The organism is Pseudomonas sp. LS2P72 (assembly GCF_054897865.1).
This window is the reverse complement of record NZ_CM142708.1, coordinates 2,956,246-2,977,314: the sequence shown is the minus strand read 5'-3', so window position 1 is coordinate 2,977,314 and position 21,069 is coordinate 2,956,246. Positions and strand designations below refer to the sequence as shown.

General features: G+C 55.5%; 17 protein-coding genes. 12 read left to right on the top strand and 5 right to left on the bottom strand.

Annotated features, from left to right (window positions below; translation table 11 throughout):
* Window positions 1-243: 243 nt before the first annotated feature.
* The 4 genes from ACYZUA_RS13670 to ACYZUA_RS13655 form a co-directional block, all read right to left on the bottom strand.
* The gene (locus tag ACYZUA_RS13670) at window positions 244-1,488 is read right to left on the bottom strand and encodes a M20/M25/M40 family metallo-hydrolase (RefSeq protein ID WP_461963508.1); all 1,245 of its coding nucleotides are present in this window, start codon (window positions 1,486-1,488) and stop codon (window positions 244-246) included.
* Between the two features lie 163 nt (window positions 1,489-1,651).
* Window positions 1,652-2,485 (bottom strand): IS3 family transposase, encoded by an 834-nt coding sequence (locus ACYZUA_RS13665; protein ID WP_461962417.1) that lies wholly within the window; start codon window positions 2,483-2,485, stop codon window positions 1,652-1,654.
* Window positions 2,482-2,778 carry a transposase gene (locus tag ACYZUA_RS13660; RefSeq protein ID WP_461962418.1) on the bottom strand — a complete coding sequence of 99 codons (297 nt, stop codon included), beginning with the start codon at window positions 2,776-2,778 and terminating at the stop codon, window positions 2,482-2,484. Before ACYZUA_RS13660 ends, ACYZUA_RS13665 begins: the two co-directional genes overlap by 4 nt.
* Before the next feature lie 142 nt (window positions 2,779-2,920).
* Window positions 2,921-3,994: a diguanylate cyclase gene (locus tag ACYZUA_RS13655; RefSeq protein WP_461963507.1), complete on the bottom strand. Its 1,074-nt coding sequence runs from the start codon at window positions 3,992-3,994 to the stop codon at window positions 2,921-2,923.
* A 193-nt stretch (window positions 3,995-4,187) separates the two neighbouring features.
* On the opposite strand from ACYZUA_RS13655, the gene ACYZUA_RS13650 reads away from it, so the two are divergent.
* The 3 genes from ACYZUA_RS13650 to hglS all read left to right on the top strand — a co-directional run bounded on the left by ACYZUA_RS13650 (window position 4,188) and on the right by hglS (window position 8,271).
* Entirely contained in the window at window positions 4,188-5,642 is a 1,455-nt protein-coding gene (locus ACYZUA_RS13650; protein WP_461963506.1) for a flavin-containing monooxygenase, read from the top strand.
* A 22-nt stretch (window positions 5,643-5,664) separates the two neighbouring features.
* Window positions 5,665-6,606 (top strand): alpha/beta fold hydrolase, encoded by a 942-nt coding sequence (locus ACYZUA_RS13645; protein ID WP_461963505.1) that lies wholly within the window; start codon window positions 5,665-5,667, stop codon window positions 6,604-6,606.
* A 279-nt stretch (window positions 6,607-6,885) separates the two neighbouring features.
* Window positions 6,886-8,271: a 2-oxoadipate dioxygenase/decarboxylase HglS gene (hglS, locus tag ACYZUA_RS13640; protein WP_461963504.1), complete on the top strand. Its 1,386-nt coding sequence runs from the start codon at window positions 6,886-6,888 to the stop codon at window positions 8,269-8,271.
* A gap of 153 nt (window positions 8,272-8,424) precedes the next feature.
* On the opposite strand, the gene ACYZUA_RS13635 is transcribed toward hglS, so the two are convergent.
* On the bottom strand, window positions 8,425-9,102 hold the full coding sequence (locus tag ACYZUA_RS13635; protein ID WP_461963503.1) for a type 1 glutamine amidotransferase domain-containing protein: 678 nt from the start codon (window positions 9,100-9,102) through the stop codon (window positions 8,425-8,427).
* Between the two features lie 445 nt (window positions 9,103-9,547).
* Here ACYZUA_RS13635 and ACYZUA_RS13630 point away from each other — a divergent pair, with 445 nt between their 5' ends.
* From ACYZUA_RS13630 to ACYZUA_RS13590, 9 genes are all read left to right on the top strand, one after another.
* Window positions 9,548-10,066, top strand: a complete 519-nt coding sequence (locus ACYZUA_RS13630) for an Hcp family type VI secretion system effector (RefSeq protein ID WP_095131286.1) — start codon at window positions 9,548-9,550, stop codon at window positions 10,064-10,066.
* A 131-nt stretch (window positions 10,067-10,197) separates the two neighbouring features.
* Complete coding sequence (locus ACYZUA_RS13625) at window positions 10,198-12,240, top strand: type VI secretion system Vgr family protein (protein ID WP_461963502.1); 2,043 nt, start codon at window positions 10,198-10,200, stop codon at window positions 12,238-12,240.
* A complete protein-coding gene (locus ACYZUA_RS13620; protein ID WP_461963500.1) occupies window positions 12,233-13,111 on the top strand; it encodes a DUF4123 domain-containing protein in 879 nt (292 codons plus the stop codon). The genes ACYZUA_RS13625 and ACYZUA_RS13620 overlap by 8 nt, the downstream gene beginning before the upstream one ends.
* Window positions 13,112-13,290: 179 nt before the next feature.
* Complete coding sequence (locus ACYZUA_RS13615; protein ID WP_461963499.1) at window positions 13,291-16,731, top strand: toxin VasX; 3,441 nt, start codon at window positions 13,291-13,293, stop codon at window positions 16,729-16,731.
* Window positions 16,724-17,776, top strand: coding sequence for a DUF6708 domain-containing protein (locus ACYZUA_RS13610; protein WP_461963497.1), 1,053 nt, complete (start codon window positions 16,724-16,726; stop codon window positions 17,774-17,776). Before ACYZUA_RS13615 ends, ACYZUA_RS13610 begins: the two co-directional genes overlap by 8 nt.
* 12 nt (window positions 17,777-17,788) lie before the next feature.
* Window positions 17,789-18,403, top strand: a complete 615-nt coding sequence (locus ACYZUA_RS13605) for a hypothetical protein (protein ID WP_461963496.1) — start codon at window positions 17,789-17,791, stop codon at window positions 18,401-18,403.
* Window positions 18,385-18,834 (top strand): hypothetical protein, encoded by a 450-nt coding sequence (locus ACYZUA_RS13600; protein ID WP_461963495.1) that lies wholly within the window; start codon window positions 18,385-18,387, stop codon window positions 18,832-18,834. The genes ACYZUA_RS13605 and ACYZUA_RS13600 overlap by 19 nt, the downstream gene beginning before the upstream one ends.
* A gap of 13 nt (window positions 18,835-18,847) precedes the next feature.
* On the top strand, window positions 18,848-19,897 hold the full coding sequence (locus ACYZUA_RS13595) for a DUF6708 domain-containing protein (RefSeq protein ID WP_461963494.1): 1,050 nt from the start codon (window positions 18,848-18,850) through the stop codon (window positions 19,895-19,897).
* Between the two features lie 27 nt (window positions 19,898-19,924).
* Complete coding sequence (locus ACYZUA_RS13590) at window positions 19,925-21,019, top strand: DUF6708 domain-containing protein (RefSeq protein WP_461963493.1); 1,095 nt, start codon at window positions 19,925-19,927, stop codon at window positions 21,017-21,019.
* Window positions 21,020-21,069 lie beyond the last annotated feature (50 nt).

The window sequence follows — 21,069 nt, the reverse complement described above, 5'->3', positions numbered from 1 at the left end:
GGTAGAGGGGACTGACCGAGTTGTTGTGGCTATTTGCTGCGACCTGAGAGATTGAGTCGAACTAAGATTTCCCACACAGCAAAGCACTTAAAAATCGCATTCAATTTTGTTCGTTCACGTCGCCAGATTCCTCAAGAAACCCACGGTCAGTCCCCTCGCCCCCTTGGGGCGGTCCGACGTTTCGGGAGGGTTAGGGTGAGGGGTCAATCCAACTGACCCATCACCACCCAAACCGCACGCAATTCAGTGAGCCTTGGCCAACTCCATAATCATCCGCGACAACAGATAAATCCGCGGCGCCACGCTCTCAACCTCCGCGTATTCCTCCGGCGTATGAATATTCCCGCCAACAACCCCGAACCCATCCAGCGTCGGTGTACCCACACCCGCTGACAGGCTGGCATCCGCCGCCCCACCGCTACCTTCTTCCGTCAACTTACGGCCAATCTCCCCGTAAATCCCCTGAGCCATGGCCATCAACCGATCCGATTCTGGCGTTTGCGGCATCGGCGGCAATCCACGCTGAAGTGTGGTGGTGACTTCTGTGTCAGCAATCAGCTTGTCTTTCGAAACCCGCGCGAGCTCCTTCTCGATCCGGTCAAACTCTTCTGGCACCGCCGCACGCACGTCTGCCTTGGCGGTGGCTTGATCCGGAATCACGTTGGTGCGATCGCCGGTCTTGAGCACGGTGAAGTTGATGGTGGTTTTCTTCTCCGTGTCGCCCAGTTTGCCAAGTTGCAAAATCTGGTGCGCTGCTTCCATGGCGGCGTTGCGTCCCAGTTCTGGCGCGACACCGGCATGGGCCGCCTTGCCCTTGACCTCGACCACGGCGGTGGCGCTGCCTTTGCGCCATACCACCAGGCCATCCGCCGGGCGGCCGGGTTCGAGGTTGAGGGTGACGTCGTGGGCCTTGGCGTTTTTCTTGATCAGGTCGGTGGCGATGGCCGAGCCGGTTTCTTCGCTGGCGTCGAGCAGGAAGGTGATTTGCGCGTAGTCCTTGAAGTCGAGGTTTTTCAGGACTTTCAGCGCGTAGATCCCGGCAACGATGCCGCCCTTGTCATCCATCACGCCCGGCCCGTAGGCGCGGCCGTCCTTGATGTGGAACGGACGCTCGGCGGCCGAACCTTCCTTGAAGACGGTGTCCATGTGCGCCATCAGCAGGATTTTTGCCTTGCCGGTGCCTTTCAGGGTCGCGATCACGTGGCTGCTTTTGTCCGGGGTATTGGGCACAAGCTCGATGGTCGCGCCGAGTTTTTTCAGTTCGTCGATGGCGATGTCGCTGACTTTCGTCAGGCCCGGTTCATAGCCGGAACCGGAGTCGATGTTCACCAAACGTTCCAGTAACTTCAGGGCTTCGTCCTTGTACTGTTCGGAATCGGCGAGGACTTGTTTGTGCGGTTCGGCGAAGACTGCGGGAGCGAAAGCGCCGAGGGCGAGGGTCAGGCCAAGGCTGGTGGCCAGCAGGGAGCGAGGGCGGTTGAACGTCATGAATCGATCCTTGTTTCGTGTCGGGGGTGAAAAACACCCTACCTGACTACGGCGCAAGGCTCTAGACCGAATGCGACATTGAGCGTTCGGCTTTGGACCGAGTTGAAGCCATCGCGGGCAAGCCTGTAGTGGTTCAGTTTTTTTAAACCATCGCGTAGGAGTATTAAGCCGCCTGTTGCTCGAACAGCGCAGGCGGCAAGTGGTTCGAGGCGGAGTGGCAACGGCGATGGTTGTAATGCGAGATGAATTCCATCACATCCTTCTCCGCTTCGAAATGATTCTGGTAGCCGTTTTCCGGCATCCAATCGTGCTTCAACGTCCTGAAATAGCGCTCCACTACCGCATTATCCCAGCAGTTGCCTCGACGGCTCATACTCTGAACGATCCGGGTTTCTGCCAAACAGGCAACAAATCGATCAGCGGTGTACTGACAGCCTTGGTCTGAGTGAAATAGCAGCTCAGGCATCGGGCGCCGTATAGACACTGCCAACCTCAGTGCTTTTACAGACAGCTCAGCATCGGCCGTTCGTGAGCACGCCCAACCCACAATCCTGCGTGAAAACAGATCCATCACTACCGCCAGGTAAAGCCAGCTATTGCCAACTCTGATGTAGGTAATATCGCCTGCCCAAAGCGTATCTGGCCGGCTTGGATTAAAGCGACGATCAAGTATGTTCGGGGCTACGATCGCCGGCTTCGTGGCGCGGCGATAGTGGGCATAACGTGGCCTGCGTCGGTGCAGGCCAAAGGCATTGATCAAGGTACGCATTCGATAGCGGCCAATGAACCCCCCCTCTTTTCTTAGCTCTTTGCAAAGCCCACGAGTACCTAACGCCTCACGATGTTCTTTATGCAATGCACGAAGTTTGCGTCTCAGCCAACGCAGGCCAGGCTTCAGACGCTTGGATTTTCGCTTTATGTAATAACTGCTTCGGGCAATGCCAAGCACAGCGCACATGCGCCGAATCGACATTGCACCTTTAACGCCATCAATCATTTGGTTCGAGAGAACAGAACCTTTAGATGAGAGGGCAATTGCTTTTTTAGGACTTGGTTCTCGGCTTCAAGTAGCGTCAGTTTTGCCTGTAGCGACTCGATCAGCTCCTGATCCTGCAGTCGTGGAGGCTGCGCTATTCCGTCCTGCTCCCGACGCCAACGTAAAACCCAGCGACGCAGGGCTGTAGGGCCTACCCCAGTAGCTTCACAGGCTTTAGGTACGGAGTAATGCATCTCCACAACCAAGCGAATGGCTTCTGCTTTTTCCTCTGACGTTACAACCCGATAACCCATGATGCTTCCTTAGATCGACGCTCCTACATCATGGTCTAAAAACATTCGACCACAACAGCCTTGCTCCTACAGGTCAACGTGATCTGTAGGAGCCGAGCTTGCTCGCGATGGCGGAATGTCAGGCGACATTACTGGTGATGGATCACACCGAATCAAGTAATTCGTGACGCGGCTCATCCTCGCTGCAACAGATGACGCGGTTGCGACCGGTAGCCTTGGCTTCGTAGAGCGCCAGGTCGGCGTCGTTGAGCCACTGGGTCGCGTCGGTGTGTGCCGGGTTGAAGGCGGCCAGGCCGATGCTCAGGCTGACTGTCAGCGCCGGGCTTTGCTCGTAGCCCAAAGTGGCGAAGCGATCACGCAGGGCATCCATGGCGGCCGCAGCGCTCGCGAGCGGAAGGTCCGGGAGGATCACGCAGAATTCGTCGCCACCGTAGCGCCCGGCAACATCCGCCGCGCGCAGGTTCTGCTTGAGCATTTTGCTCAACTGGCGCAAGACGATGTCCCCGGCAACGTGGCCGTAGGTATCGTTGATGGATTTGAAATGGTCGATGTCGATCAGCGCAATCGCCCCGCCCTGCTGCTGACGTTTGCAACGCTGGAATTCGATCTCCAGTTGATCTTTCCAGGCGCCGTGGTTCAGCAGGCCGGTGAGGCTGTCGGTGCGGCTCAGGGCCAGCAATTCACGCTTTTGTCGGCCGAGGGTGTAGGCTTGGAGGAAGCAGATCCAGCCCAATGCCAGCGGATACAAACACATCAAGGGCAAACAGGCATACATCTGCAGTTGGCTGGTTTGCGGGATGAAGGCGGGGGAGAAAATCAGCAGTCCGACGCCCATCCCGAGAATCTGCGCCACGGTTCCCGCCAACAGAAAACGTAAACCGCCAATGGCCACATTGTTCATCGCCATCATGGCCAGGGTCGTCGCGCCGGGCAGCGGATTGAAGTGCATGGCGGTGACCCAAAAGCCGCCGAGAAAGGCGTCCACCAGCAAGTTGCGGTGTTCGGCGTGATAAGGCACTTTCGCGCGGCGCGCCCATTGATAAGCCAGGTGCGGCCAGAGTAAGCCGTTGAGCAGCATCGCCACCCAGACCCACGGTGCAGGGTTGAGGGGATACATCGCCGCGCTCACGAGCAACAGCCCCAAAGCCAAACCCAGGATTCGCGATGTATAGAGCCTCCTGGCCAGTGAAAGTCCTTTTCCTCCCGTTTTTTCCATAGAGGCCTCTGCGCCACTGAACGGAACCTGAAACCGCAAGGGTTTCAAGTGTGGTGAGAGTCTATCAGGGTAACAGCAAATAGCCATCACCGGCTGGCGGTCTGGATACCAAGGCATAGCCATGAGGCGAGTGCCCAATGTTTGGCTATACATGAAAGGAGGGTTCGATCAATAACGATAAAAAAGGAGGCCCATGCAGACCTTTCAAGTGTTGATCATCGGCAGTGGATTTGGCGGCCAGTGCGCGGCGATCAATTTGCTCAAGGCAGGCATCGACGATTTTCGCCTGCTGGAACGGCGGGACTTTTTCGGCGGCACCTGGTGCCAAAACACCTACCCCGGTGCGGCGGTCGACGTGCCCTCTCCGCTCTATTCGCTGTCCTTCGCGCCCTATCGCTGGACGCAAATGTTCGCCGAACAGGCCGAACTGCACCACTACACCCAGTACGTGATGGAGCACTTCGGCCTGCGAGACAAGGTGGAACTGCAGGCCAATGTCGAGCGCATCGAGTGGGACGAAGACGGCAAACGCTGGACGGTGCACACCGCCAGCAAAGGCACGTTTTACGCACAGTTCCTGATCAACGCCACCGGGCCGCTGAGCCAACCCGTGGTCCCCCACTTCGAGGGCCAGGAGCGGTTTCAGGGCAAGACCTTTCACACCAACAACTGGGATCACACCTACGATTATCGGCAAAAACGCGTGGCCATCGTTGGCAGCGGCGCCAGCGCGGCCCAGGTGATTCCGACGATTGCCCCGGACGTCGAACATTTGCATGTGTTCCAGCGCACGCCTCACTGGGTATTGCCTCGTGCCGACCATGCCTTTGGGCCATTCCAGCGTTGGTTATTGGGGCTCAAACCGGCCTACAAACTGTTGCGCTGGATGATCTACTGGCTGTTCGAAACCCGGGTGATTGCCTTCAAGTATTCGAAACCAGCGATCCGCTTGGTCCAGCAACACGCCCTGCGCTTCCTCAAACGGCAAGTACCCGACCCCCAATTACGGCAAAAACTGACACCCGACTACGTCATCGGCTGCAAACGGGTGATCATCTCAAGCACCCTGTACCCGGCGCTGGGTCGCCGTAACGTGAGCCTGCACAGCCGCGAGCAAGGCATCGCCGCCATCGATGAAACCGGCATCGTCACCCAGGACGGCCAACACATCGACCTGGACCTGATCGTCTGGTCCACCGGTTACGACGCCACCGACGGGGTGATTTCCTACCCGGTCACCGGCAAAAACGGCACACAACTCAAAGATTTCTGGGCCCAGTACCCGCGGGCCTATCTCGGCACCAGCCTGCCGGACTTCCCCAACCTGTTTATCGTCACCGGCCCTAACACGGGTATCGGCCACACCTCGGCGCTGTTCATCATCGAGTCTCAGATGAACTACATTCTGGATTGCATCCGCACGTTAAAAGAACACGGTTTGCGCTGCATCGAAGTACGCCCCGAAGCAGAACGTACCTACACTGAAATGATCCACCGGGAGATGCAACGCACGGTATGGAAGTCCGGGGGCTGCCAAAGTTGGTATCAAAGCAAGAGCGGTCATGTGATTGCGATGTTTCCGGGGTTCAGTTTCAGCTATCACCGGTTGACCAGGGCGCTGAAACCCGCCGATCACATTCTGTCCTGATCACGTAAAAGGAAGATGCCTGATGCTTTTGTTGGTTGTCGCAATCGCAGTTTTCGTGGCCTGGAGCTGGTTGAGTTACCCGGCCATCGGTCATTGGCTCTATGCCTTGAACATGTCGATAGAGGCCAAGCTGTATGGACTGCACAAAATTGTCGTGCCGATCGCCGAAATGACCGTCTCGACCTGGCAAGGCGGGCCGTACGAAGCGTCCAGCAGCGTGCTGATGCTTCACGGCTACAGCGCCGACAAGAACATCTGGCTGCGTTTTGCCCGGCACTTTGTCGGCAACTATCGGGTGATCATCCCCGACATCGCCGGCCATGGCGAAACCGGCTTCAAGGCGGGCGGCGGCTACGACATTCCCTTGCAGGCCAAGCGGATGATCCAGTTGCTCGATGTCTGCGGCGTCGAGAAAGTCCACGTGATCGGCAACTCAATGGGCGGCTACATGGCAGCGTGGCTGGCGGCCACGTACCCGGATCGCATTGTTTCGGTGGCCCTGATCGACCCGGCGGGTGTCACCGCCCCCGAAGCCAGCGACCTGGAGCGGCATTTGGCCAAGGGCCACAACCCGTTCCTGATTCATTCACGGGAAGAGTTCCAGCGCTTCTACGCCATGACCATGGCCGAACCGCCGTGGGTACCCAAAGTGGTGCTGGACGCCATCGCACAACGCTATGAACAGCAACGCGAGGAGCTGGAAGAAATCTTCAAGGACTTGCGCGCCAGCCCGCCGATGGAGCCGAAACTGCCCGACATCAAGTGCCAGGCGCTGTTGCTGTGGGGACACAAGGACCGCTTGATCGATGTCAGCAGCGTGGCGATCTGGAGCAAAGGCATCGCCGATCTGCGAGTGGAAGTCTGGGACCACACCGGCCATATGCCGATGGTGGAGCAACCGACGAACACGGCGCGGCTGTATCGGGAATTTTTGGCATCGCTGCGTTCTGAACTTCCTGTGTAGCAGCCGCCAAACACCGCCCCTGTAGCAACTGCCGAGCCTGCGAGGCTGCGTTCGGCTGCGAAGCAGTCGTGAAATCAGCCACTGCGGTGTGTCAGAAGGAACGTGCATACAGGGTTTGCGACTGCTCCGCAGCCGAACGCAGGCTCGGCAGCTGCTACAAGCTGCTACAACCAGCAGTCCTTTGCAGAATGAAGTCCGTAAGATTCTTCGTTTGTCGGTGCCGCGCAAGGCTGCGATCTTTTCCCGCATCCTTTACGTCACCGCACCAGGAATTCTTTCATGAGTCACCCGAACTTCGTCAGCCCTGACCTGATCCGCCAACGCTTTTCCAAAGCGATGTCCGATATGTACCGCGAAGAAGTGCCGCTGTACGGCACGCTGATGGAACTGGTGGAACAGACCAACCATCACGTGCTGGACAGCGATCCACAGATCGCCCGACAGTTGAGCAGCACCGGTGAAATCCAGCGTCTGGACCTGGAGCGGCATGGCGCGATCCGTGTCGGCACCGCCGATGAGCTGGCCACCCTCGCCCGGCTGTTTGCGGTGATGGGCATGCAGCCGGTGGGTTATTACGACCTGACTCCGGCCGGCGTGCCGGTGCACTCCACGGCTTTTCGCGCAGTGCATGAGGCGGCGTTGCAGGTCAGCCCGTTCCGGGTGTTCACCTCCCTGCTGCGCCTGGAACTGATCGAAGACCTGGAACTGCGAGCGTTCGCCCAATCGGTGCTGGATAAGCGTTCGATCTTCACGCCCACCGCGCTGACCCTCATCGAGCGCGCCGAAACCCGGGGAGGCCTCACCGAACAAGAGGCCCAGGACTTCGTCGAGCAGGCGCTGGAAACATTCCGCTGGCATCACACCGCCACCGTGACCGCCGAGCAGTACCGCAAACTCAGCGCCCAGCATCGCCTGATCGCCGACGTGGTGGCATTCACCGGCCCGCATATCAACCACCTGACGCCGCGCACCCTGGACATCGACATCGTCCAGGCGCAAATGCCGGCCCACGGCATCACCCCCAAAGCGGTGATCGAAGGCCCGCCCCGCCGTCAGTGCCCGATCCTGCTACGCCAGACCAGTTTCAAGGCCCTGGACGAGCCTGTCGCCTTCACCGATCAAGCCGAGAATCGTGGCAGTCACAGCGCCCGTTTCGGCGAAATCGAGCAACGCGGCGCGGCGCTCACCCCCAAAGGCCGGGCGCTTTACGACCGTTTGCTCAACGCTGCCCGGGATGAATTGAAAGACTTCCCCAATGAGGCCAATGCCGCGCGTTACAACGCGCTGATGGCGCAGCACTTTGCAGAATTCCCTGACACCGTTGAGGGCATGCGCCAACAGGAACTGGCGTACTTTCGCTACTTCGTCACGGAAAAAGGGTTGGGGGCCGATGAGCTGAAATCTTGGTCGCTGGAGGATCTGCTCAGCGGCGGGTATTTGAGAGTTGAACCGTTGGTGTACGAAGATTTCCTGCCGGTTAGCGCAGCGGGGATTTTTCAGTCGAACCTGGGGGATGCGGCGCAAACCCACTATGGTGTGCAGTCGAACCGGCAGGTGTTCGAGAAGGCGCTGGGGCGATCGACGATTGATGAGTTGGCGTTGTATGCCGAGACGCAGCGGCGCTCGATCGAGGAATGTTTCACGGCATCCAGCCTCGCGATCTGAGGCGTGGCACGAACCTGTAGCGGCCGGCGCAGCCTGCGTCCGGCTGCGCAGCAGTCGTTGTATCCGCCGCCGCGGTCTTTCAGACAAACCGCGTTTGCCGGTTTTACGACTGCTGCGCAGCCGAACGCAGGCTCCGCCAGCTACACGTCAGATTTAACGGAGCTTCGCCAACAATTCTTGTGCCGCGGCCTCGGACGATGCCGGATTCTGACCAGTAATCAGCAAACCATCAGTGAGCACATAACTCGCCCAGTCAGCACCTTTGGAATAGACACCACCCTTCTCCTTAAGCATGTCCTCCACCAAAAACGGCACGACATTCGTCAGTTGCACAGCCTCCTCCTCGGAATTGGTAAATCCCGTCACACGCTTGCCTTTGACCAGCGGCTGGCCGTCCGCGCCCTTGACGTGACGCAACACACCCGGTGCGTGGCAGACGGCCGCGACCGGTTTGCCCGCCTGGGAAAACGCCTCGATCAAAGCAATCGAAATTTTGTCTTCGGTCAAATCCCACAGCGGGCCATGGCCGCCGGGGTAGAAAATAGCGTCGTAATCTTCAGCCCTCGCGCTGCTCAGCAGAGCGGTAGACGCCAATGCGGACTGGGCGGCGGGGTCTTTGCGAAAGCGCTCGGTGGCCGCAGTTTGCGCGTCCGGCTCGTCGCTTTTTGGGTCCAGCGGTGGTTGACCACCCTTGGGCGAGGCCAGGGTCAACTGAGCGCCGGCGTCTTTAAAGGCAAAGTACGGTGCGGCGAATTCCTCCAGCCAAAAGCCGGTTTTCTTACCCGTGTCACCCAATTGATCGTGTGACGTTAGAACCATCAGGATTTTCATGTCGTTCTCCTTGAGTTCGCAGTTGTTCATTTATCTCGGCGCTGAGTTTGACCTCCAGGCTGCAGCATTCGTTGCACCTGTCACCCTAGCGGTTCTGCTACCGGTTTTCGGCAAATCAGACGATGGGGCGCCGAATGATGGCTAACCGCCTTGATGCGCAAGAAGTTGCGCACTCAACGCTGCGAAAGCCCTTCCCGGGGCGCTGATCGCCCGGCCTGGCAGGCGCTCCAGCCAAGTGCGCAAGAAGTTGCGCAGTACTGCGCAACTTCTTGCGCACATTCACTAGCAATCGCTGCCAAACATTCTTCGCGAGCGCTTAAAAACATCTCAACCTTCTGATTTATATAGTTTTCACCGTTTATGGCACGGACCTTGATAACAGTCAGGCACCCACCGGGCGATACCGCCTCCCGGGCACCCTTAACTTTTAGCAAGGAGCACATCCATGGCTACACCAGCGTACATGTCCGTCACTGGCGAGAAACAAGGTCTGATCACTGCCGGCGCGTTCACTGCCGACTCGGTTGGCAACACCTACCAGGAAGGTCACGAAGACCAGGTCATGGTTCAGGGTTTCCAGCACGAAGTGATCATCCCGCGTGACCCGCAGTCCGGCCAACCTACTGGTCAGCGCGTTCACAAGCCAGTTGTCATCACCAAAGTGTTCGACAAGGCTTCCCCACTGCTGCTGGCTGCCCTGACTTCGGGCGAGCGCATGACCACTATCGAAATCAAGTGGTACCGCACCTCGGCTCAAGGCACCCAAGAGCATTACTACACCACCAAACTTGAAGACGCGATCATCGTGGACATCAAGGACTACATGCACAACTGCCAAGACCCGGCGAACTCGCACTTCACCCACCTGGAAGACGTGCATTTCACCTACCGCAAAATCACCTGGACCCACGAAGTATCCGGTACTTCGGGTTCCGATGACTGGCGTTCCCCGGTCGCTGGCTAAGTCTGGCTGACCGTTTCAAGCATCGGCCAGCTCTGCTGGTCGATGTTGTTTCCGCCCTTCCAGAATTTTGCGTCTGCTGATTCCTGTTTCAGGTATCGGTTTACGCCGCTGCACTGCACGAGGAACAAGGGATGTTCGCGCCGGCCAATCAAACTCACTTTGCCCTGACCATCGAAGGTCTTTCCAACGACTTCCAGGTTCTTTCCCTGCAAGGTCGGGAAGCCATCAGCCAGCCTTTTGTGTTTGAGGTGGAGTTGGTCAGTGAACAGCCGTCCCTGGACCTCGAGACCCTGCTGCACAAACCGGCCTTCTTGCAGCTCTCGCCTGACGGCAGCGGCATCCATGGCCAGATCTACCGCGCCGCCCAAGGTGATTCCGGCAAACGCCTGACCCGCCACGCGGTGACCCTGCGCCCGCAACTGTCTTACCTGGCGCACCGCATCAACCAACGCATCTTCCAGAACCTCACGGTGCCGAAAATCATCGGCAGCGTCCTTGAAGAGCACGGTATCCAAAGCAACGCCTACGAATTCAAAGTCGGGGCGATATATCCCGAGCGCATTTACTGCGTTCAGTACGATGAATCGGACCTCCAGTTCGTCCAGCGTCTGTGCGAGGAGGAAGGTATCCACTACCACTTTCAGCACAGCGCCACGGCCCACAAGCTGGTGTTCGGCGATGACCAGACGGTGTTCCCGAAACTCGCGCCCGTGGCCTACCAGCAAGACTCCGGCATGGTCGCCAACGACCCGGTGATCAAGCGCTTCGACCTGCGCCTGGAAACCCGCACCAGCCGCACCACCCGCCGCGACTACGACTTCGAGAAACCACGCCTGACCCTGGAAAGCGAAAACCGTGGCGACGCCCTGCCCGACCTCGAAGACTACGACTACCCCGGCCGCTTCATCGACCGCGAACGCGGCAAGCACCTGGCCAAACGCGCTCTCGAACGCCACCGCAGCGACTTCCAGCTCGCCGAAGGCAAAAGCGATCAGCCGTTGCTGGTCAGCGGCCACTTCCTGGCCCTGACCCAACACCCGAAAGCCAAATGGAACGACCTGTGGCTGCTCACCGAAATCCTCCACGAAGGTAAACAGCCGCAAGTGCTGGAAGAGTCGGTCACCAGCGACACCACCAACCTGAAAGACGATTTCCACCAGGGCTACCGCAACCGCTTCCAGGCCACCCCGTGGGACGTGCCGAACCGCCCGCCGCTAACGCAAAAGAAACCGCGCATCCTCGGCAGCCAAAGCGCCGTGGTCACCGGACCCAAGGGTGAAGAGATCCACTGCGACCAATACGGTCGCGTCAAAGTGCAATTCCACTGGGACCGCGAAGGTCAGGCCGACGACAAAACCAGCTGCTGGCTACGCGTCTCCTCCGCCTGGGCCGGCGCCCATTACGGCGGCATCGCCATCCCGCGCATCGGCATGGAAGTGCTCGTCACCTTCCTCGAAGGCGACCCCGACCAACCGCTAATCAGCGGCTGCCTGTACCACAAGGAAAACGTCGTCCCGTACGCCCTGCCGGCGAACAAAACCCGCAGCACCTTCAAAACCCTGAGCTCCCCCGGTGGCGGCGGTTACAACGAACTGCGCATCGAAGACAAAAAAGGCCAGGAACAAATCTTCCTGCACGCCCAGCGCGACTGGGACGAAAACGTCGAGCACGACCAGAAGATTCGCGTCGGCAACGAACGCCACGACACCGTCGAGCAAAACAGCTACAGCGAATTCAAGGCCGAAGAACACCACACCGTCTACGCCGACCGCAAAGTCGAAACCCGCGCCAACGACCACCTCACCGTGGGCGTCAACCAGCACATCAAGGTTGGCACTGGGCAATTCATTGAAGCGGGCCAGGAGATCCACCTGAGCAGCGGCATGAAAGTCGTACTCGAAGCCGGCAGCGAACTGACCCTCAAGGGCGGCGGCAGCTTCATCAAGATTGATGCAAGCGGCGTGACTATGAGCGGGCCGGTGATCAACATGAACTCGGGTGGTGGGCCGGGTAGCGGGACGGGGGCGGCGCCGTTGTTGCCGGGGCCGTTGAAACAGGCGGATGCGGATAAGGCCGGCCAATTGTTGGTGCCCGCTCAGCGGCAAGCGTTGATGCAGAAGAAGCCAATCTGCGCGATCTGCGAGAAGGCCAAACTGGAGGCGCAAAATGCTTAAGTCAGATTGGCCGCTGGAAAATGGGTTGCCTCAAGGCCTGCCGTGGAATGGCACCGTCGGTTTGCTACTGGATGGCGTCAGCGTCGAGAAACTGCCTCAACACCTTTATCAATGGTCGGATAATCCGGTTTTCGAGCCACTCTACCTCGGCACCCCGTGGGCTGAACTGGGTGACGTTTCGCCGTGCCTTGTCCAGATAAACACCCAGAACAATCCCATTCTCGCGAAGTTTCTGGCTGAGCCCCGCCAGGAGTGGGGCTACCTAGTGTTCAGCGATCAACCCTGGGCACAAATGGTCGAGCACTTCCGCTGGCTGACCAGCGTCATGCACCCTCAGGGTGAAGAAGTCCTGCTGCGCGTCGCCGACCCTGCCGTGGCCCACGCATTGCTCAGCCACGCCGAGAGCATCAAGGACCCTACCCTGTTCGGCCCGTGCTCGCAGATCGTCACCGCCGACGCGGCTCTGGGCTGCTGGCACATCAACCAGCGACCGGGCAAAGCTCCCGAGCCCAACCACAGCAAACGCTACCGCTTGAGCGACGAACAACTCAGCCAACTGGACGAAGTGAATTTCCGCAGCATCGTCCTGCGCCTCGACCAACACATGCACGAATACTTTCCGTCCTATCAGGCACAATCGATGCCGTTGCAGCGCTGGGAACACCTGCACGCATTGGCATCGACCTCGTACGACCGCGGCTTCAACACCGAGCTCGACATCACCCTCTACGCCAACATTCACGGGTTTCTCGGTGAGCGAGCGCTGGAAGAACATCCGGACCTGGATGCGATACTTAAAACGCCTTCGGAACAAACGCCCGCTCAGCGACTCGAACGGGTCGCTGATATGGCCCAGGAACGGGCCACATGACCGGATTGAGAGCGCTCCAATGAGCATCACTCTTTGCCTAACAGGCAGCTTTTTGTGAGACTGCGCCGCGCGTTGGCAAAACCCGCCGGTAGCCGTACTCACGTCATCACCAAGAATTGAGCAAGCGGGCGAGCCGAGCCGAGCCGCCCTTGCTACCCGATGCTGGAAAGGAATTCCGAATGAGCCAGACAGGTAAGAATCCAAACGCAGTCGACTTGCCCCGCACCGATGGCAAGTGCGCCACGGGCGGTTGCCCGCAGATGAAGCAGAAGCTTCAACTGATTCCCCTGCGCTATGGCCTTGTCGAACGGCTCGACCCTTCTGCTGAAATCTCGCTACCTTACAAAACCGTCTCTCGCCCACTGGGTATTCGCCTGCTGCGTGATGGCTGGCTCTACGTCATCGACAACACGACTGGCTATCTGCACGAATACGAGGTCAAAAACGGCGTCGTCACCAAGTGCATCTGGAAAGGCAAAGAAGCCACTCAAGACAAGCGCACGGGATCCGCAGGCGAAAACGCCCTGATTTTCACCCGTGGCAGCGCCCTGCACATCGCCTATGCCGAAGTCCAATGGACCGCCGCCAAGTGCTCGCAAATGCTCAAATCGAGTAAAGAGCGCGACCTGTTCATGCAGAAGGTGAACCTCGCCAAAGGCGACGTGGAGAAAGGTGGACCGCACCTGCTGACGGACAAGCAGGCTGAAAAATGGATAGCAGAGGTTGCGGAGAAACCTGCAACACAAGCCCCACCCGCGGGTGCACACCCTGAAGAGAGCAAGGACTACGTCTGGGAAAACCAGACGGGTCTGTTCAAGGCAGCGCAACTCGGAACTATTAAGAAGCCGTTGCTGGCTGCTTATGAGAAAGATCACTTCTATCTGGTGTTCAAGGACAGCATTGGGGTGATGCGGGATCTTGCCGAGCACCAGGACAAAGTAGTTGGCTGGATCGATGAATGGGTGGTCAAGGAAAAGAACGACCTCAGGTATTCAATCGGTAACTACATCGAAACGCTGATGGTGGTCAGTGAAAAGTCCGCGCGACAGTCTGGTACCAGCGACGCCTTGTTTGAAAAAACCACGCCCGAGCAACGGCAAAAAATCTATGACTACGTCAATTCACGCAACGAGTATGACGGGGCCAGGACCAGCACTACCGATCTGCCGCAAAGAGTAAGTCGTGTCCGGGTTCCCAACCCTAAGGCCGGCGCCGCTTACAAGGTCATGAATACCAAAAAGCAGGAAATGATCGATTCCCTCGGCAAGAATCTTTACAACGATCTGGAAGATGACATCGAGGTGCTGGAAGACAAAAGCCATGCCGCAGTGCAAGGCAAGGGCTTGGGTGCTCGTGGCATCCACGACCTCGTACGATATGGGGAAATGAACAAGTATCTGGAAACCGAGCGCTCCCATCTGAAGCGCTGGACCGCACGCCTCAACCGCATTACCGACGACCGTGTTGGGTTGTTTACCAAGAGCGAATACCACATGAGTGCGTGGTATTTCGATGCGGATGTGCTTGATCAGTTGATGTCAGCGTTGGTTACTGAGCAAAACTGTGTCCGGGATATTTGTCGCACTGAAGTAAGTATGAAGTTCGTTGGTGAGTATTTCCATGGTGCACCTTATTTCAGCATGCCTGGTTTTGCTAGCCGGCTCGATGAGGCGTTCCTACTAAAAAAAGCAGGAGACCTTGGTAAATGGCTAGACGACGCCAACAATCTCAACGGTGGACTTACTGATGCGCAAACAAGGCTGAACGAAGTTGGCACTCTGATGGGGCGTCACTGGACAGTGAATCTCAATCCTAGCGCTCTCGACATTAGCCATGCGGTTAATGCTGCCTACTCTCCTGCCATTGCACTACGCTTGCAAAATTGGTTATCTGAGATCCAAAACAATCTCAATGGCCCCGAGTTGAAGGCACACCTAGATAAAATCTCGACGCATAGTAACCGAGCACATCGTTTGGGAGCCCTCTATGCATTGAAACATGGCGGCGCGACTTTGAAAGTTTCCAGTGTTCAGGACAGAGAGATCTTTCTGGGGCGCTTAGACAACCTCGGAAAATTGCTTATTACCGAGGAAAAAACCCTCAACGACCGCGATCACGCGCGAAAAGAAAGCAAGCGTCGTGTGGCGAGTACTGACGAGCAAGGTAAAACAAAAAAGGCCAACGCAAAGACGGAAGAAGTCGAGTTAAACCGACAACTCCTTACGGTGCGTAAAGAGCGCGCAACTATCACAGCCAAAATTCAAGAGAGTCTTACAGCAACCAATACCCTAAGCTCGGGCTTTATAGGAGTGCAGTTAAAGATCGACGCTGCTCAACAAAGCCTGCTCAACAATGAAATCCAGCGATTAAAAATCGGAGCGCTCCGAAGTTATGGCGAGCCTGGCGGCACGACAATATTAACAAGCAGTTTCGTGCCAATGGCCGCTTTTCTATTTCAAGCTTGGAATTTTAGAGAAGCGTTGGATGCGTGGGGTAAAGTATCGGGAAATACAACATTAAAGGACAACGTTGTGTTCTTTGGTGCATTTACAGGTGTCGTTTCTGCCGCACTATCGGTGTATCAAAACTCCTATATCGCATTAGTGGACAAAGGCTTTAAAGCAACAGTGGCCAGTACCGGTGGCAGAGGCGGCGCACTGTTCATGGTGAAGCTTGGAAAACTAGGTTTGGGTCTTGGGGCGGTCATAGCTCCCTTAGGGCTTCTGAGTTCAATTGGAACTACTTTGGATAACTGGAACAAGTGGACCGACGCATTGCTAACCGGCACTGCCGGAGAAAAAGCTGGTGCGTTGTTGGCTCTTACGGGAGATGTAGGCAACACAAGCGTCATGGGAATCGCTACCGCCAAATCGCTCCGAGACGTTGGTTCTGTTGGCCGAATTTACATGACTACGCCAAGAGCTGATCGAGTCGTAGCGGTTGGACGCGCATGGGGGACCAAAGGAGTTCGCTTCCTAAGCTTTTCCTCCCGGCTAACTCCATGGTCTCTTGGATTTACGGCCCTACAATTGGGTGGTGAAGCGCTTTACAACTATTTCAACCTTGATGATCAACAACGATGGATGCAAGGTTCCTGCTGGGGAATAGAGAACAAACAGTGGGATATGGCTAAACATGCTCAAGGTCTGGCGGAAGTTAACTTACGCCCCATCATTACAGATGCAGGCATCGTAAAACGTCAACTCGATGGAAATGGAGTACGGACGTTTGGAATTACCTTTCCGGGCATCTCATTGGAAAAACTGAGTGAAACCCCAATCAGATTTCAAGCCGAGTTATCCGCCCAACTCACCTTCCCGGCGAAGGATGTAGGGGAGTTGATACGCGACGGATTACAACTTGCAAATAGTGATCCATTACTACTTAAGTTAGAAATACCTGAAGATTGGTGTGGAGAGCAATCGGAATTGAGATTGCGCTTGAGTGTTCAACCAGATATAGCTGAAAAACCGCTAAAAGCAGATGACGGCTTTCTCTATTACCCGATATCACTACGCTTCTCGGGAACCAATAAACCACTTACAGGTGAGCCTTCGGTCAGAATTGGTCGAGCTAATTTAAAATGGACCGACATTAAGGCGGAGACTCTACATGCCTGATAAAAAGCACGATCGGCTACCTCATGCGGGTGACTTTGAAAGAGAGTCAGGCACCGAGGTAGTGTACTTATCACCAAAACCGGTACCCACGGGTATGCCTGCTTATAGCGCACGTCAATTACATCGCAACGCCAATAGAACTTTTCTGGATTTCGCTATCGGCCAAGGTAATTTTGAGTTTATGGGGCGAACCGGCATCGGCTCAATAATGCTAATCGTGACATTATTATTCTTTTTCTCGGGATTTGCGTCTTGGATTAGAAGATATGAAGAACCTTTTCTTTATGCCTGGTTGAAATTTTTCTTCAACCCCGTGCTGTGGTCGATTATCGGAGCAATCTCTCTAACATACATTTATTTTTTCTTTCAGGCAGCTCGCCAAGTATCTATTCACCCACCCATCCGTTTCAATCGAGAGCGTCGCGAAGTTGTATTTATCTTAAAAAAAGGCGACAAACCGCGCTTTGTACCTTGGGAGGATGTCATTGTTTGCGTATCTGTTGGAAAGCTAATTACTCAATATTCAGTAATGCCTGAATTTAAATTACTTATTGGTTTAAGAGATGCCAACACAGGTGATGTACTGTGGTCTGTGATCCCCAGTAGCAACTTGAGTCTTGCCGTTTCTGAGTGGGAGGCAATTCGTGTCTACATGGAGGAAGGAATGGTTTCCTTACCACCAGATCAATCAGATGAGCTTGAGGAAGGTACTGTCGATTTTTTCCATCTATGCCGTCGCAGCTACCGTGCGGATCACTCCTTCGTACGTTACGCCTGGGGCTTTTTGACGATCCAGTTTTTCAGCGGTTGGACATTGCCCTGCCACATCTCTGGCTGGGTAAACAATCGGCCTAAAGCAGGGTTCCCTAAAGAAGTCCTCGACTGGTCAAAACCTCTACCCGCCGACCAACATGCTATGCCGAGTGAAGAACTGCTCAAAGAAAGCGCCGAGATCCGGAAGGCCTTCGCCAAAGGTCAGAACCTGTTGGATTACTTTAAGGTGAAATTTGCCGAACCGACTCAAGAGTCCGAGCCCTCCAACTGATGAGTCGTGTCTTTGGAAAATAAATACGATCGACTACCTCAGGCCGGGGATTTTGAAGCGGAATCTGGGACAGAGACTGTTTACCTGTCACCTAAGCCTGTCCCTACAGGCATGCCGCCCTTCAGTGCTCGCCATTTACATCGCGAAGCCAACGACGTCTATCTAGATTTTGCTGTCGGGCGGGGGAATTTCGAGTTCATGGCTCGTGCAGGTATCGGCTCGGTAGTATTCATCACTTTCTTTTTTCTCTTTGTGTCAGGATTTGGCTCATGGCTGCGAAAAGACGTTCAACCCTTTTGGAGTAGCTGGGTAGATTTTTTTACAAACGCCTTCGTCCAAGGATTTATCTGGTCTCTTACCGCCGTCTACATTTGTATATTTTGTTATGCGGTCCGACAGACCACTATTCACCCCCCTATCCGCTTTAACCGACAACGCCGTGAGGTTGTGTTCGTACCTAAAAAAGGTGCCGCACCACGCTATATTCCTTGGGAGGAGGCAATCGCATGTGTATCCTCTGGCCGGCTCATTACTCAATATGCGGTGATGCCCGAATACAAGCTAATGATCGGTTTGCGTGATAGTGCCCGCGGCGATGGTGGTCCGTGGTGCCAAGCGGCAGTCTGAGTCTGGCCGTATCCGAATGGGAGGCGATCCGCGTGTACATGGAGGAGGGAAGTTTCGCGCTGCCATCTGATGAAACGGAAGAGTTTGAAGAAGGCAGCGTTCCCTTTTTCCATCTGTGTCGACGCAGCTACCGCACGGATCACTCACTTCTACGCTACGTCGGGGGCTTTCTGGTTATTCAATTTTTCAGCGGCTGGACTTTGCCGTGCTACATCTCTGGCTGGGTCAACAACCGCCCCAAAGCCGCCTTTCCTAAAGAAGTTCTGGAGTGGTCAAAACCTCTCCCCGTCGAGCAACACGTTATGCCAAGCGAAGCGTTGCTCGAGGAGAGCGCTGAAATCCGGGAGGCCTTTGCCAAAGGGCAAAACCTGCTGGATTACTTCAAGGTGAAATTTGCAGAACCAATTCAAGAGCCCGAGTCCACCACCTGACGAGTCCTGTCCCTTGAAGAATAAATACGATCGGTTGCCTAAGGCAGGCGATATCGAGAGAGAACCGGGCACTGAGATAGTCTATTTATCACCAAAACCGGTACCGACCGGAGTGCTGCCTTTCAGTGCGCGCCAACTGCACCGCTATGCCAATGAAGTTTTCTTAGACTTTGCCATTTCCCGAGGAAGTTTTGAGTTTATGGCCCGCGCAGGAATTGGGGCGGTGATGTTCCTGTTGATTTTTCTTTTTTTGACAACGGGGTTTGGGTCTTGGATAAGAAGAGATGTAGAGCCGTTCTGGAGTAGTTGGCTTGATTTTTTTACAAGCATTGCGGTCTGGGGTTTTGTGGGAGCGCTTGCAATTCTTTACCTTTGCGTTTTTTTCTTTGCAATTCGCCAAGCCAGCAATCAACCTCCCATACGCTTCAATCGCCAACGTCGGGAAGTTGTTTATGTTCCCAAGAAGGGAATGTCCCCTCGTTATGTGCCGTGGGAAGAGGTTATCGCGAGCGTTTCAGTTAGCAAGCTGATCACTCAATATGCTGTAATCCCCGAGTTTAAACTAATGATCGGACTTCGCGACAAAAACGGCGATGTGCTTTGGGTCAGTGTTCCAAGTGGAAATCTAAACCAAGCCATAGCTGAGTGGGAGGCCATACGTGTCTATATGGAGGAAGGGCCTCAAGCGTTACCCATGGGGCAATCAGATGAATTCGAAGCAGGCTCAGTCGCGTATTTCCATATGTGTAGACAAGGATACCGTTCTCATCATTCATTCCTTCGGTATGTCTGGGGATTTTTGATAATTCAGTTTTGCAGTGGCTGGACGATACCTTGTTACATCGCAGCATGGATCAATAACCGCCCCAAAGCCGCCTTCCCTAAAGAAGTCCTGGAATGGTCAAGATCTCTCCCCCTCGAGCAACACGCTATGCCGAGCGAAGCGTTGCTCAAGGAGAGCGCCGAAATCCGGAAGGCCTTCGCCAAAGGCAAGAACCTGCTGGATTACTTCAAGGTGAAATTTGCCGAACCGGATAATGAGCCTGCAGTGGACGCGTCCTAGGCCGAACCCACTTTATGGTTATCCTGCATGACACCTACCTCTGCGCAATACGACGAGCTCGATATACAACAGCAGCGCCCTATCGTTGGTGAAACTCGTCGTTTTACCACTGGAGAGGCTCTATTTTTGTCGCCACTGCCGGTGCCCACCGGGCAAATCCCCATGGATTTTGGCGGAAGCTTTGTTGAGGTGAATGACACATTCCTTGACGTGGGCAGTACTAATTTCGGCAAGGCTTTCCAAGCTAGGGCAATGATTGGGCTCGGTATGATGTTCATTTTTTCATGCCTGATTATTCTGCCTTTCCTTGCAGGATCTACTACCTGGGGAAACCCATTTTCCGAGTCCTTTTGGGACAGGGCAGCAGGCATGTTCCATTTCGGTGTGACCTTTAGTATTTGGGGCGGAGGAATAGCCGCACTCCTGGGTACTTACGTCATCTTGAGCACTACCAGAGCGAAGTCGCGCACCCGCCCTATTCGATTCAACCGTCAACGTCGTGAAGTCTGTTTCTTCCCCGAAGGTTCCGACCTCCCCGTCATTCAACCATGGGAAGAAACAGTATCTTGGCTCTCAATCAGTACAGGTGTGACTGGAGTGGGAGTGACAAGCGCCTATGCCTTCGGTATGGCGTTCGACGACTCCAAAATGGACGTAGTGCACTTTGTGAGACAAGGCGTAACAACTCCTGCTCATGGCTTGGGTAAGTGGGAAGCCATACGTGTCTATATGGAAAAAGGTCCAGAGTTCTGCCCTGGCAAAGCACCATACGAAGGCCGTGGCACCTTCGATAAAGAACGACAAGACATGCATGAGGAGCACCAACACAACGAACGTTCCGCTTTCGGGGTTGGCTGGTGGTACCTGACACACCTGATCACCTGGTGGCGTTTTCCGTACTGGGTAGCAGAATGGGACCATCGTTTCAGCATGAAATCTCTACCTGATTCCATTGCTGAGTGGTCAAAATCTCTACCGACTGAGCAGTGGGCCAAGCCGAGCCAAGCGTTGAAAGAGCAAAGCGCCAAGATCGAAAAGGCTTTTGCTCAGGGACAAGATTTCATGACGTACTTCAAGGCGAACCTAAATGAAATCAAGACAGAAGAATCGATAAATAATTGAATGGAAACGATGAGCCGCGTCCTTGATGCATAAATGTAATCGACTACCTC